The 13,278-nt window shown below is 70.0% G+C and carries 15 protein-coding genes; 9 read left to right on the top strand and 6 right to left on the bottom strand.

Annotated features, from left to right (window positions below):
- Positions 1 to 9: 9 nt before the first annotated feature.
- From AC5Y43_RS14970 to AC5Y43_RS14955, 4 genes are all read left to right on the top strand, one after another.
- Positions 10 to 495, top strand: coding sequence for an Rv0361 family membrane protein (locus AC5Y43_RS14970; RefSeq protein WP_499973655.1), 486 nt, complete (start codon positions 10 to 12; stop codon positions 493 to 495).
- 19 nt (positions 496 to 514) lie between these two features.
- Complete coding sequence (locus AC5Y43_RS14965) at positions 515 to 1,777, top strand: DUF7373 family lipoprotein (RefSeq protein WP_499973653.1); 1,263 nt, start codon at positions 515 to 517, stop codon at positions 1,775 to 1,777.
- A 20-nt stretch (positions 1,778 to 1,797) separates the two neighbouring features.
- Positions 1,798 to 3,186 carry an MmgE/PrpD family protein gene (locus AC5Y43_RS14960; protein ID WP_499974023.1) on the top strand — a complete coding sequence of 463 codons (1,389 nt, stop codon included), beginning with the start codon at positions 1,798 to 1,800 and terminating at the stop codon, positions 3,184 to 3,186.
- 68 nt (positions 3,187 to 3,254) lie between these two features.
- Entirely contained in the window at positions 3,255 to 4,019 is a 765-nt protein-coding gene (locus AC5Y43_RS14955) for a DUF2127 domain-containing protein (protein ID WP_499973651.1), read from the top strand.
- 9 nt (positions 4,020 to 4,028) lie between these two features.
- On the opposite strand, the gene AC5Y43_RS14950 is transcribed toward AC5Y43_RS14955, so the two are convergent.
- On the bottom strand, positions 4,029 to 4,643 hold the full coding sequence (locus AC5Y43_RS14950) for a PaaI family thioesterase (protein ID WP_499973649.1): 615 nt from the start codon (positions 4,641 to 4,643) through the stop codon (positions 4,029 to 4,031).
- Positions 4,644 to 4,711: 68 nt separating this feature from the next.
- Between AC5Y43_RS14950 and AC5Y43_RS14945 the strand changes: the two genes are divergently transcribed.
- Positions 4,712 to 5,557 (top strand): SDR family oxidoreductase, encoded by an 846-nt coding sequence (locus AC5Y43_RS14945; protein WP_499973648.1) that lies wholly within the window; start codon positions 4,712 to 4,714, stop codon positions 5,555 to 5,557.
- Between the two features lie 313 nt (positions 5,558 to 5,870).
- Here the strand turns inward: AC5Y43_RS14945 and AC5Y43_RS14940 are convergent, their stop codons facing one another.
- Entirely contained in the window at positions 5,871 to 6,473 is a 603-nt protein-coding gene (locus tag AC5Y43_RS14940; protein ID WP_499973647.1) for a CGNR zinc finger domain-containing protein, read from the bottom strand.
- A gap of 85 nt (positions 6,474 to 6,558) precedes the next feature.
- On the opposite strand from AC5Y43_RS14940, the gene AC5Y43_RS14935 reads away from it, so the two are divergent.
- Together AC5Y43_RS14935 and AC5Y43_RS14930 are read left to right on the top strand one after the other, a co-directional pair.
- Positions 6,559 to 7,251, top strand: a complete 693-nt coding sequence (locus tag AC5Y43_RS14935) for an SDR family oxidoreductase (protein ID WP_499973645.1) — start codon at positions 6,559 to 6,561, stop codon at positions 7,249 to 7,251.
- Positions 7,252 to 7,270: 19 nt separating this feature from the next.
- Complete coding sequence (locus AC5Y43_RS14930; RefSeq protein WP_499973644.1) at positions 7,271 to 7,732, top strand: SRPBCC family protein; 462 nt, start codon at positions 7,271 to 7,273, stop codon at positions 7,730 to 7,732.
- 3 nt (positions 7,733 to 7,735) lie between these two features.
- On the opposite strand, the gene AC5Y43_RS14925 is transcribed toward AC5Y43_RS14930, so the two are convergent.
- From AC5Y43_RS14925 to AC5Y43_RS14915, 3 genes are read right to left on the bottom strand one after another with little or no spacing between them, the layout of a single operon-like run.
- A complete protein-coding gene (locus AC5Y43_RS14925; RefSeq protein ID WP_499973642.1) occupies positions 7,736 to 8,491 on the bottom strand; it encodes a class I SAM-dependent methyltransferase in 756 nt (251 codons plus the stop codon).
- Positions 8,492 to 8,501: 10 nt separating this feature from the next.
- Positions 8,502 to 9,887, bottom strand: a complete 1,386-nt coding sequence (lipJ, locus tag AC5Y43_RS14920) for a bifunctional lipase/adenylate cyclase LipJ (RefSeq protein ID WP_499973641.1) — start codon at positions 9,885 to 9,887, stop codon at positions 8,502 to 8,504.
- Between the two features lie 39 nt (positions 9,888 to 9,926).
- Complete coding sequence (locus AC5Y43_RS14915) at positions 9,927 to 10,505, bottom strand: TetR/AcrR family transcriptional regulator (RefSeq protein WP_499973639.1); 579 nt, start codon at positions 10,503 to 10,505, stop codon at positions 9,927 to 9,929.
- Between the two features lie 100 nt (positions 10,506 to 10,605).
- Here AC5Y43_RS14915 and AC5Y43_RS14910 point away from each other — a divergent pair, with 100 nt between their 5' ends.
- Complete coding sequence (locus AC5Y43_RS14910) at positions 10,606 to 11,544, top strand: oxygenase MpaB family protein (RefSeq protein WP_499973638.1); 939 nt, start codon at positions 10,606 to 10,608, stop codon at positions 11,542 to 11,544.
- 117 nt (positions 11,545 to 11,661) lie between these two features.
- Positions 11,662 to 12,438: an SDR family oxidoreductase gene (locus AC5Y43_RS14905; RefSeq protein ID WP_499973636.1), complete on the top strand. Its 777-nt coding sequence runs from the start codon at positions 11,662 to 11,664 to the stop codon at positions 12,436 to 12,438.
- On the opposite strand, the gene AC5Y43_RS14900 is transcribed toward AC5Y43_RS14905, so the two are convergent.
- Entirely contained in the window at positions 12,439 to 13,170 is a 732-nt protein-coding gene (locus tag AC5Y43_RS14900; protein ID WP_499973635.1) for a cutinase family protein, read from the bottom strand.
- Positions 13,171 to 13,278 lie beyond the last annotated feature (108 nt).

Genomic DNA, 13,278 nt, shown 5'->3' with positions numbered 1-13,278 from the left:
GTGGGAGAAATGACCGCGACGGCAACGAAATTCGCCACGGCCACCGCCGCGCTGGCCGCCGCCGCGATGGTGGCCTCCTGCTCGACCGTGACCGCCGGCACCGCGGTGTCACCGCGCAGCAGCGCCCCGGCACCGGCGGGGACCGCGGCCCCGGCCAATCCGCCCGCCGCGCAGCCACCCCCGACGACGGAGTCCGCCGAAGACCAGATACGCCAGACCGTCATGGCGTTTCAGGACGCCTACAACACCCAGAATTGGGACGCCTACACCGAACTGATGTGCGCGGCGATGCGGGCCGAATTCACCGGCCCCACCATGGATTACCTGAAAAAGACGCGCGTCCAGAACGGCCTCACCACGGTCAAGGTCACCTCGGTCGCGGTCACCGGCGACACGGCTACCGCGACGATGGACGCCCAGAACGAGGCCCTGGGCTTCCGCTCAGTGAGCCTGCCGCTCAAGCTCGAAGACGGTTGGAAGATCTGCAAGCCATGAGCACGCCATAGTGAGTGACGTGAAACGGCCAGCGCGACAGGCGAAACGGATCGCACTCGCGGTACTGCTCGCCGCCGTCCTGGTGGGCTGCCACCACGCGACCGTCGCGGGCACCGCGCGACCCGCCCCCCGAGCGCAGGCGACGCCGTCGGCGCCGGTCAACGTTTCGCAGCTCGACCCGGGCAACTATCCCACGGCCCCGGCGCCCCCACTGGGCGACGCCGGTTCCGAGGAGGCCGGGCGGCTCGTCGAGGGCCGCCGCATGGCCGCCTACGTCGTCGGGCCCTGGCAGGCCGACGCGTCGCTGTCCACCCCGGGCTCCAACTTCGCGGCCACGGTGATCAAAGACATCGACCAGTTCTCCCACGTCACGTGGGCGCCGATCGCCGGCGGCGCCTACCACCTCCCGTTCGTGGTCGGGTTCATGTCCGAGCGGCAGACACCTGGCCCCAATCCGCAGATGTCGCTGCGCAACGCGGTCCTGCGCTTCGCCAGCGCGGCCGCGGCGACGTCGGCCGCGCAGGGCATGCACGACCGGGCGATGCACATGCCCCGCGTCCCCGACGTCACCCCGATCGTGACCGAGCCGGAGCAGGAGCTGCCCATTCCCGGTCACCCCGATGCCGCCGGGGCGGTGCTGACCTTCCAGGACGGCACCCAGATGGTGCGGGAGTTGTCGGCCTTCACCGCGCACGGCCCCTACGTTCTCGCCCAAGTCGTGCGCTGCACCGCCGGGCCCGACTGCGAGGCGCCGCTGGCCGCGCGCGTGCTGGACCTGCAAGTGCCGCTGATCGACGCGTTCCGGCCCACCGACGCCAACCAATTCGCCACTTTGCCGCTGGACCCCACCGGGCTCGTGGCCCGCACCCTGCCGCTACCCGCCGATCAAGTCACCCAGATGTCCGGGGCCGCCTACGAGGCGGCGGGCGCACTGCACCTGGAAGACAACCCAGTCCAGGTCGGGGCCGCGCTGTCGGCCGCCGGCGTGGACTACGTGGCGACGAACCTGACCGCCGTGTACCAGGCTAAGGATCCCGCCGCCGCGCAGACGCTCGCCGGGGCCTACAGCGACATCGCGGCGAAAACCACTGCGGCCCAACCGGCTTCGCCGGTGCCGGGGCTGCCGCAGAGCCGCTGCACGCGTGTCGCGGGGTCCAACGGGCTGGTGCCCCGCTATTGGTGCCTGGCCGCGACGGACCGGTACACGATCAAAACCGTTGCGCGGCAACTCGACAACGCACACCAGCAGGTGGCCGCCCAATACCGGATGCTGAGCGGATAGCTGTGTCGCGGGACTACGTTGTGGACGACCTCGCCGGCTTCGTGGTCGGCGCCGAGCCGGCGGACCTGAGCGGGCCGGCGCGCGCGTCGCTGAAACGCAACGTGCTGGACAGCGTGGCCTGCGCCGTCGGCTCGCTGGACGGCGAGCTGATCGCCACCATCCGTGAACACACCGCGCAGTTCGGCGGCGCCCCGACCGCAACACTCGTCGGGGGCGGGCGGGCATCGGTCGACCAGGCCGCGTTTTTCAACGCGGTGCTGGTGCGCTACCCCGACCTGCTCGACACCTACCTGACGGTGGGCGGACTGTGCCATCCCGCCGACAATTTGGGTGCGGTGCTGGCCGTGGCCGAGCACGTCGGCGCAGGCGGCGCGGACTTCCTGCTGGCCCTCGCGGTCGCCTACGAGGTGCAATGCCGGTTCAGCGCCCAGGTTCCCCTTATGGCGCGCGGCCTCAATCACGCGCTGCAACTGGCGATGTCGGTCGCGGCCGGATCGGCGAAACTGCTCGGGCTCGACGCCGAAAAGACCGCCAACGCCATCGCCGCCGCCGCCGCGGACAACGTCTCGCTCGCCACCGTGCACGCCGAGCCGGTCTCGAACTGGAAGGGCATCTCCCCGGCGATCACCGGCATGCGGGCGGTGTACACGACGCTGCTGGCGGCCCGCGGCATCACCGGACCCAGGTCGCTGTTCGAGGGACCGCACGGCCTGGCGCAACTCCTCGATCAGCCCGTCGATTTCCAAACCGCCGACCGCGCGCTGGCCTGCGTGCAGCAGACCTACCTCAAGCAGTACTGCGCACTTATCCACGGGCAGGCCGTCATCGACGCGGTCCTGGCAATCCGCACCGACAACGGATTGCGCGGCGAGGACGTCGCGCGGGTCAACCTCGAGGTCTTCCAGGGCGCCTACGACTTCGCCGGCGGGGGAGCCTACGGCGACAAGGATCACCCCAATACCAAGGAGCAGGCCGACTACAACCTGAAATACCTCAGTGCGGTGGCGCTGCTCGACGGCGGCGTCGGTCCCGAACAGCTCGAGACCGAACGGGTGCTGCGCGGCGACGTGCAGGACCTGCTGGCGCGGGTGGAGGTCCGGGCCGCCGCCGACCTGACCGCGGACTACCCGCAACGCACGGCGATCCGCGTGCACGTGGTCACCCGCGACGGGCGGGAATTCCACTGCGAACAGAGCGATTACGAAGGATCGCCCACCCGGGCGCTGTCCTGGGCACGCGTCGTCGACAAATTCGGCTGGCTCGCCGAACCATTCTGCGGGCAAGCGCTGCGGGCCGACATCGTCGCCGCGGTCGACCGCCTGGACGAGATCCCGGTCGCCGAGTTCACCGCGCTGCTCGGCGCGGTGAGCCCGACCGCCCGGCGCCCACGGACCAGGGCCCGCTTCTAGGCCCGCTTCTGATGTCCCGTCGTGCGCGCCCCCTTGCATGGTGCGCCGTCGGCAGTCGATGATCGGCCATGCGCAAAGATCGCGGCGGCAACCGGTGGGAATTGGTCACCTGCGCGCTCGCGGGCCATGTCACCTACGCGCCGGACGATGAGGCGCTGGCCGACCGCCTCAGTGGCACCACGGGGCTGGGCGAAGTCTGGCGCTGCCTGCGCTGCGAGGAATTCGTCGTCGGCGCACCGCACGGGCGGGGGGATGCGCAAGACGCGCCGATGATCATGCGCGGCAAGGCGTTACGCCAGGCGATCATCATCAGGGCGCTCGCGGTCGAACGATTGTTCCGCGCGGTGGTGATCGCGCTGGCGGCGTACGCGGTGTGGAAATTCCGCGGGGCGCGCGGGGCCATCCAGGAGACCCTGGACCGCGACCTGCCGATCTTTCGCGCCGCAGGGTTCAAGGTCGACCAGATGACGATCGTGCACGAGCTGGAGAAGGCGCTGGCCGCCAAGCCATCCACCCTGGCCCTGCTGACCCTGATGCTGGCCGGCTACGCGCTGATCGAGGTCGTCGAGGCCGTCGGCCTGTGGCTGCTCAAGCGCTGGGGCGAGTACTTTGCGGTAGTGGCGACCTCGGTTTTCTTGCCGCTCGAGATCCATGACCTGGCCAAGGGCATCACGATGACCCGCGTGGTCACGTTCACGATCAACGTGGCCGCCGTCATCTATCTGCTGGTTTCCAAACGGTTGTTCGGCCTCCGGGGCGGCCGCAAGGCCTACGACGAGGAGCGCAAAGGGGAGCAACTCCTCGACGTCGAGCGCGCGGCGGCCCCGACCTGACGGGCGCGGTCACGCCAGTGTCCGCTTGGGGTGGATGAAGACGCCCTCGGCCTCGACGGTCACGCCGTGCTCGTCGGCGATGTGGCCCACGGCGAACGTCTTGGCGCCCTCGGTGCGCTCGACGTGGGCCTGCGCGCGCAGCGGCCGGCCGAGCGGGGTGCGGCGCCGGTAGCGCAGGGTCAGGGTGCCCGTGTAGGCCGGCCGGCCTGGCTGGTGGGCCGTGGCGCCCAGCACGTGGTCGAGGATCAGTGCAGAGACACCGCCATGGACGTGCTCCGGTGGGCCCTCGTAGGCCGCGCCGAGAACGAATTCCGACCACACCAGCCCGTCGGGTTCGTGGTGCATCACCAGCGGCGGAGCCACCGGGTTGCGCGCACCGACCACGACGTTGCCCCAGGCGATGTTCTGGCCCTCGGGCGTGCGGCGCACCCCGAAGGATAACGGCCGCAGGGCCTGGCTCAATTCGTCCGCGGCACGGTCGATCTTCGCCCGCGCGGCGGCCACCGTCGCGGGGTCGGCCTCGCTGCGGATGCTGACGTCGATGAGCCGGCGAATGGACTCGGCCAGCGGCACGTAAACCGATTCGAGCCGGCGGTGGTCGGCGCAGAGCTCCGGGTCAGACACATAGATAACCTAACAGTGCTGCGCGAGCGGACGGCGGGCATACTGCGCCACGAGGAACGGAGACTCCAATGGGCACCTACGCGATCAGCGGGTCGGCCTCCGGGATGGGCCGCGAGGCCGCGCAGCGGCTGCGCGCCGACGGGCACACCGTGATCGGCATCGACGTCAAAGACGCCGACATCGTCGCGGACCTGTCGACGCCACACGGCCGCGCCGGCGCCGCCGACGGCGTCCTGGCGGCGTGCGGCGGCAGCCTTGACGGCGCCGTGCTGGCCGCCGGCGTGGGCCCCAGCCCGGGCCGGGATCGGCCCCGCCAGATCGCGCAGGTCAACTACCTCGGGGTCGTCGAGCTGCTCGTCGCCCTGCGGCCCGCGCTGGCCGCGGCCGACCGCGGCAAAGCCGTCGTCATCTCCAGCAATTCCACGACCACGGTGCCCGCCGTGCCCGGACGGACCGTGCGGGCCTTGCTCGCGCACGACGCGGACAAGGCGGTGCGATCGGTGCGGCTGTTCGGCCCGGGCGCGCCGACGATGATGTATGCGGCGTCGAAGATCGCGGTCAGCCGGTGGGTGCGCCGGCATGCGGTGCTGCCGGACTGGGCGGGATCCGGGGTGCGCTTGAACGCGCTGGCGCCCGGGGCGATCATGACCCCGCTGCTGGAAGCACAGCTGGCCGATCCCAGGCAGGCCAAGGCGGTCCGGTCGTTCCCGGTTCCGGTCGGTGGCTTCGGCGACGCCGGGCAGCTGGCCGCCTGGATATGTTTCATGCTGTCAGACTCGGCCGACTTCCTTTGCGGCAGCGTTGTTTTCGTCGACGGCGGGACCGACGCCTACTTCCGTGCCGATGACTGGCCGAGGGCGCTGCCGGCGCGCCGCCTGGTCGGGTATGTGCGCCGGTTCAACGCCGGGGTGTGACGAGTCGGGCGGTGCGCCGCCGAATGTGCGTAACGCCACAAAACGGCTTTTCGTGACGTTCACCGCGGCGCGGCGCGGCCGTAAGGCGGGCCCGATGCAATTCAATTGAGACCAACCGGCCGAACAGAGTGAGGGGTGAACCGTGCCGACACTGCAGGACAGGCTGAGTCAGGCGCCGACCCATCTCGGCGCCCGCGCGCGCGAGGCCTTACAAGCGTTGCTGAGAGCCGAACCGCGCCAAGCGGATTCCAAACCCCCGATCATGCGTCGGGGCGACGAGCGCTGCTGACGCGGGGGGTGCGGGCCCGGCCGACTAGCCCGGCTGACGCTGCGCGCGCTCGCGTCTGCGGGCGCGGGAAGCCCGCAGGTTCGCGGCATTGCCACACGTCTTCACGTCGTGCCAGACGCCGCTGTTGTTCTTCGAGCGGTCGTAGAAGGTGGACGCGCACCGGGGGTTGTGGCAGCGCTTGAGCCGCCGCCAGGTGTCGGCGTGCTGGCTCAGCAGAACTTCTGCCCACAGCGCCGACGCCAGCCACCGCCAGCCGGTGCCGGCGGGTTCGAGCCGGACCTCGCCGGTCCGCGACAGCGTCAACGACGCAGGCGTCGCGGCGACGGTGCCGGCCCCTCTCCCGGTCGGGGGTCCCCCGGTGACCAGCGCCGCGATCGCGTCGCGCAGGGCCCGAAGCTTCGCCACATCCGCGGCGCCGAGCGGGGGCGGCCGCAGTTGGTGGCCGCGCGCGATCGACCACGCCCGCACCGCGCCGGCCGCCCAGTCCCCGGCAAGCGCGGTGTCCGCCAGCAGATCCGGCCCGTACCCCTCGATACCAGCGGTGTTGAGGAAGTCCTGAACCAGCGCCAAGCCCCCGGGCGCCGGTGCGATCCCGTACCGCTGTGACGCACGCCATCGCCCGGACATATCCAAAAGCTACTTGATTGTGTCCATGTAGTCCACTAGCCTGACGTAGGCTAAACACTTTCACCTATGTCAAGGAGCACCGGTCATGGTCAACATCCAAGGGGCGACGGTCGTGGTCACCGGCGGGCAGCGCGGTCTCGGCAGGTCCATCGTGGACGAGCTCCTGCGGCGCGGCGCGGCCAAGGTGTACGCCACCGCGCGGGCGCCGAAGCCCAGCGAGGATCCTCGGGTGGTCAGTGTCGAATTGGACGTCACCAAGCCGGATTCGGTTGCCGCCCTGGCGGTTACGGCGCCCGACGCCGACATCGTGATCAACAACGCCGGCATCATCGGGGCGTCGACATTGCTCAGCAGCGACATCGAGGAGGTCCGCGCTGTGTTCGAGACGAACTACTTCGGCGCGCTGCGCGTGGCCAAGGCGTTCGCGCCGATCCTGGCCGGCAACGGCGGCGGGGCGCTGGTCGACATCGCGTCCATCCTGTCCTGGTTGGCCGGTTTTGGCGGCTACGGGGACTCCAAGGCGGCACTGTGGTCGGCGACGAACTCGTTGCGCATCGAGCTCGAAAAGCAGGGCACGCTGGTCACCGGCGTGCACCTGGGCTTCACCGAGACGGACATGACCTCCGGATTCGACGTGCCCAAGAACGACCCGCGGCACGTGGCGCGCCAAATCGTCGACGGCATCGAGCGGGGGGACGCCGAGGTGCTGGCCGACGGCGACACGCGCCACACGAAGGCCGCCCTGTCCGGGCCGGTCGAGGCGCTCCGCGTGGGCTGAGGCGTGCTTGGATAGCGGCATGGAACCGCCGGAACGCATCGTGAGCGCGACCCGCGTCATCGCGGCCAGCGCCGATCGGATCTTCGAACTGATCGCCGATCCCGCCCGCCAGCCGAGCTGGGACGGCAACGACAACCTTGCCTCGGCCGCCCCGGGTCAGCGCGTGCGCCAGGTCGGTGACGTGTTCAAAACGACATTGACCATCGGTGCCGTGCGGGAGAACCACGTCGTGGAATTCATCGAGGGCAGCAGGATCGCCTGGCGCCCGGCCGAGCCCAATAGGCCGCCGCCCGGCCACCTTTGGCGCTGGGAGCTCAGCCCGATCAACCCGAGCCTCACCAGCGTGACCCACACCTATGACTGGACGGAATTGACCGACAGCACGCGGTTGGCCAGGGCGAGCTCGACGACGACCGACATGCTGCGCGAGTCGATGGACCGGCTCGCCGTGCTCGCCCAGGCCTCCGACGGGGAAGCCTGAGACTCAGCCCTTTTTGCCGCGCACCCACTGGAACGTGCCGACATTTTTGACCCGCACGCTGGCGAAGCCGTTGCTTTCCAGGATGTCGCCGATCTCGTCGTCGTCGAACGCGCGCGCTCCGGCGTTGGGCAGCAGCTGCCAAAACCGCGCGGCGCGGCCGGCGGTGGGGACCATGACCGCGAGCCGTCCCCCGGGCCGCAACACCCGGGCGATCTCGGCAAGGGTGGTAGCCGGATTCGGGATCAGTTGCAGAACGGCCAGCGAGACCGCCGCGTCGACGGTGTTGTCGCGCAGGGGAAGTCGCTGCGCGTCGGCCCGGATGAAGCCGACCTGCGGCCCCGCTTCGCTGCGCACGGCGCGGGCCAGCATGGGCTCGGAGATGTCGACGCCGAGGGCCAGCGCCCCAGGGCCGGCCGCGCGGGCCAGCGACGCGGTGACGTTGCCGGGACCCGAGCCGACGTCCAGCGCCACGCCACCCGGCGGGATGTGTAACCACTCGATGGGCAACCGCCATGCGCTGAGCAGCCGGCGCGACAGGGCCTGGGCGTTGTCGTACAGCATCGACCCGATCGGCGAGGCCCACGCCGCCTGGATCGGGCCGGTGTTCTTCTCGACGGCGTCGTCCCCGGCCGATGCGCCGAGCAGGTCCAGGTAGCCCTTGCTGACGTCGGGGTCCGCGGGCGGGTCGGCGAGCAGCTCCATCGCTCGTCGCAGCGCGGGCGGCAGCCAGACATGCACATCGCTCGTAGAAGAGGTCATAGACACCTTCTTACCGCCTGGCCACCGCGCGCTCGCGGACCAGGGCGCACAGGCGCCACTCGCCCGGCACCCCCTTGAGCGCGCTCTCGCCGCGATCGGCGAACCGGTGCCGCGAGCCGGTGACGATGTCACGCACCGTCGAGGACACCAGCACCTCGCTGGGCCCGGCCAGCGCCGCCACCCGCGCGCCGATGTGGACGGCCATCCCGGCGACGTCGCTTTTCGCCGCGCCGCGCACCTCCACCTCGCCCGCGTGGATGCCCACCCGCACCTCGATGCCCAGCACCCGCACCGCGTCGACGATGTCGTCGGCGCAGGCGAGCGCCGCGCTGGGGCTGGAGAACGTGGCGACGAATCCGTCACCGGCCGTGTTGACTTCACGCCCGCCGTAGCGCTGCAGCTCGTGGCGAATGATGGTGTCGTGGTTGTCCAGCAGGTCGCGCCAGCGGTGGTCGCCGAGCAGCGCGGCCCGCTCGGTGGAGCCGACGATGTCGGTGAACACGATCGTGGTGAGCAGCCGTTCGGCGTCCGAGCCGCCGCGCATGCCGGTGATGAACTCTTCGATCTCGTCCAGCATCGGACCGGTGTTGCCGACCCAGTACAGGGTGTCCTCGCCGGGTAGTTCGACCAGCCGCGCTCCAGGGATCTGCTCGGCGAGGTATTGGCCGTGTGCGACGGGGGTGAAGCTGGAGCCGGCCCGGTGCAGGATCAGCGTCGGCGCGGTGATGCGCGGCAGCGCGTGGCGCACGTCGCAGTTGCGGACCGCCAAAATCATCGCGCGGGCCATGCTGGGCGAGGCGGCGCGGTTGCCGGCCGCGTCCCACCAGGTGCGGAACGCGTCGTCGCGGGCGACGCTGGGCGCGATGATGCCGAGCATGTCGAAGCCTTGATCGACGGCGTCGGGATCGACCGCGACGGTGGTGTACGGGTCGACGGTGTCGACGTGCGCGCCCATCGGGTAGTCGGGCGCGTACATGGTGCGGGCCGCGCCGTTGATGACGACAAGGCTGCTGACCCGGTCGGGATGCTCGGCCGCCAGCACGAGCCCGGTCATCGAGGTGAAGCTCGGCGCCACCACCGTCGCCCGCTCGCACCCGACGGCATTCATGACCGCGACGACGTCCTTGGCCCAGAACTCGGGCCCGATCACGTCCACCGAGGGAACGCGCGACGACAGCCCGATCCCGCGCTGGTCCAGCCTGATGACCCGCGCGAACGACGCCAGCCGTCGGTGGAAGCGGTACATCGACGGCTCGGCGTCGACCGAGTCGATCGGAATCGACGGCCCGGGCAGCAGGACCAGGTCTATCGGCCCCTCGCCGAACACCTGATAGGCGATGTCCGTGTCGCCGCAACTGGCATACCGCGTTCGTCGCGCCCCTGGAAACCCAGACACGGCTATCAGGCTAGATCAGGGGACCGACAAGACGAACCCTCAGCGGCCGACGATCGGGACCAGGTAGCGAGCGGCGTAGTCGCGCACCGCCGCGGGATCCGAGGTGTCCAGCCGGTCGGTGGGGAACACGATGATGCCCAGCGCGACGCGCAGCAGGATGTCGGCGATGTTGGCCAGGTCCGGCTCGGGGATGTCGGTCCCGCAGCGCCGAAGGGTATGGGCGATCCCGTCGGCGAACCGCCGGATCGGGAAGACGTGCGATCGCGAGAACATGCCCAGCAGCTCGGGCTCGCTTTCGACGATCCGCGAATACAGCGGCGAGTCTTGAACCAGGCGCACCCCGAGCGCGAACGCCTCGATCACCGCCTGCTGCGGGGTGCAGCCCGCGGTGGCCCGGTCGAGCGTGCCGAAGAAGAGCTCGGCCTCGCGCCGTACCACATGCTCGAGCAGATCGTCCTTGCTCGGAAACCGCCGATAGATCGTGCTGCGGCTGACCCCGGCACGGGCGGCGACGTCCTCGATGTTCGCGCGGCGCACGCCGTAGGTCTCGAAGACCGCCCGCGCGGTATCGAGGATGGTGCGCTCGAGATCGGTGACCGCAGTGACCTCCGTGGGCATGGTCCCCCTGCTTTTGCGGGCTCAGACGACGGGTTGGTAGGCTTTGACACAAAGATACTAGTTTGTGTCTCTGGTGCACAGGCTCACGAGGAGTTCGGCAATGACCGCCCAGCACGGGACGTCCGCGGGTGCCCGCTTCGACAGCGGGGTCCGCGAGGCCGAGCCGATGCCGCTCGACGAGAACGACGCCGCCCCCCGGCTCGGGCCCGAGTCGCTGACGTGGAAGTTCTACGGCGATCACCGCACCCAGTTCTTCGGGTTCCAGCGCACGGCGGGCGTCGAGAACTGCATCGAGCAGCTCGCCCAGGGCGTGCTGGATCACTCGGTCGTCTTCAGCGACACGCTGGGCCGGGCCAGGCGCACCGCCCCGCCCCTGATGAAGACCGTGTACTCCGACGACCCGCACGAGTGGGGCCGCAAGGTCCGCGACTTCCACAAGCCGATCAAAGGCACGATCAGCGACGGCTCGCGGTATCACGCGCTCAATCCGGAGTTGTTCTACTGGGCGCACGCCACCTTCGTCGACCAGGTCATCTACAACACCGATACGTTCATCCGCCGCTTGTCGCGCGAGGAAAAGGAGCAGATCTTCTACGAGGGCAAGGTGTGGTACGCCCTCTACGGCGTCAGCGACCGCGGGCAACCGCAGACGTACGACGAGTTCGTCGCCTACTGGGAGGAGATGCTCGAGCGGTTCGTGCCCCACAAGACGGTCCTGTACGGCACCGGCTACATCCGCAAAGGGATCCCGGGCCCGCGCCGGATTCCCCGGCCGCTGTGGCGGGTGCTGTCGGCGCCGCTCAACGCCTACACCCGCCTGGTCCTGGTCGGGACCCTGCCGCCACAGATGCGCGAGGTGTGCCAGCTGGACTGGAATGCCAAGAAGGAGAGGCGATTCCAGCGGTTCGCCGCGGCGATGCGCGCGCTCAACCCGCTCATCAACCGGCTGCCTCTGACGGTCATCTACATGCCGTGGGCGGCCCGGGCGTGGCGGCGCGCGGGCATCGACCCCCGCCGGCTGCACAACCGCCCGGCATAACCGCATCTCCCGCCGCGGGCTGCTGCCGCGCGAAGATGGGTGGTTAGCCGGTCGCGCATCGGGGCATCCGCTACGTCGGTCGAGGGCCGGCGCAGTGGAATCCGAAGGAGAGCGGCCATGCAGATGACGGGCAACACGGTGCTGGTCACCGGAGGCGGCACCGGAATCGGCCGCGGCCTGGCCGAGTCGTTGCACCGCCTGGGCAACACGGTCGTCATCGCGGGGCGGCGCCGGGAGCCGCTGCAGGCCGTGGCCGAGGCGAACCCGGGCATTCAGACCCTATCGTTGGATCAGGGCGATCCGGCCGACATCCGCCGCTTCGCCACCGAGGTGACCGACCATTTCCCGGACCTCAACGTCGTCGTCAACAACGCCGGCATCCAGCGCGTCGAGGACCTCACCACCAGCGGCCCGAGCACGGCGGAGCAGACGGTGGCGATCAACCTGCTGGGCCCGATCCGGCTCACCGCGGCGCTGTTGCCGTCGCTGCTGAAGAAGCCGCGGGCGGCGATCCTCAACGTCACGTCGGGGCTGGCGTTCCTGCCCAGCGCGCTCACGCCGACGTACTGCGCCACCAAGGCCGCGCTGCATTCCTACACCCAGTCGCTGCGTTTCCAGCTGCGCGGGACGGCCGTCCGGGTGATCGAGATCGTCCCGCCGCAGGTGCAGACCGCGCTGCAGGGCGAGCGGGGCTTCCACGCCGACGCCATGCCCCTGGATGCCTACATCAACGAGACGATGACGCTGCTGCAGCGGCAGCCCGACGCCGACGAGATCCTCGTCGAGCGCGTCAAGGGATTCCGGTTCGCCGAACGCGACGGCGCGTACGACGAGATCTATCCCGTTTTCAACGAGGCGATCACCGCGGGCGCCGGCCGGGCGCCCAAAGGCTGATCAGCTGCCGAAGCCCCCGGGAGTCCCGACGGGAGCGGCGGCGGGGTTGCCGTTGAGGCGGGCGGCCGCGAAAGCCGCTCCCTTTTCGATCATCTCGCCGCCGGACGCGTAGGTGTCGTGGGCGGCGAAGTTCATCCCGTCGGAGCAGACCGGGTCTTCGGGGGCGCACACCTTGATCGTCTTCGACTGGTACAGCGGGCCGATCGCGACCGGCGGTTCGTTGAGGAAGTTCATCGCCCGGACGTTGGGCATGCCGAAGAGCACGACCGAGGCGACGTGGTCGGCAACGTCTGCCGCCATCGGTTTGGGCACCGTCGCGGGGTCGATGCCGTCCGGCACGGCGGCCGACGTGACGAAGCCCATCACGGCCGCGCCCTGCGAGTAGCCGCCGAGCACCATCTGGGTGTTGGGGCAGTCGTGCGCCATGGAGACGACGTGCGCGCCGGCGTCGCGGATGCCCTCCAGGCCGGTGTCCCAGTCGTTGCTGGCGGGGTAGTTGACCGCATAGGTGTCGAGCGACTTGCCGCCGATGCGCCCGCGCAGGTTGTCGATGAATGCCTGGCCCGTCGGGCCGGGGCCGGGGTCTTCACCGGTGCCGCGCGCGAATACCACTTGCGCGTCGGGACACTGGGCGGAGGCGGTGGGGATGGTGGGCGCGAGGATCGAGGCGCTGACCCCCGACGCCGCGACAACAGCGGGACCAAGATAACGGGCGAGGTGACGTGCGATCATGCCGCAATTGTGCCCTTGTGCACCGTTGACTAAACAGTTATTTTTCTGGCAATTTTTTGAGCTTTCGCGGCGCTGGGTCCGCGGATGCGGATCATCCGAGATCGCTTG

The sequence above is a fragment of the Mycobacterium sp. NGS57 genome, assembly GCF_059812405.1.
The sequence above is the reverse complement of the archived record's forward strand: the minus strand, read 5'-3'. Positions and strand labels throughout refer to the sequence as shown.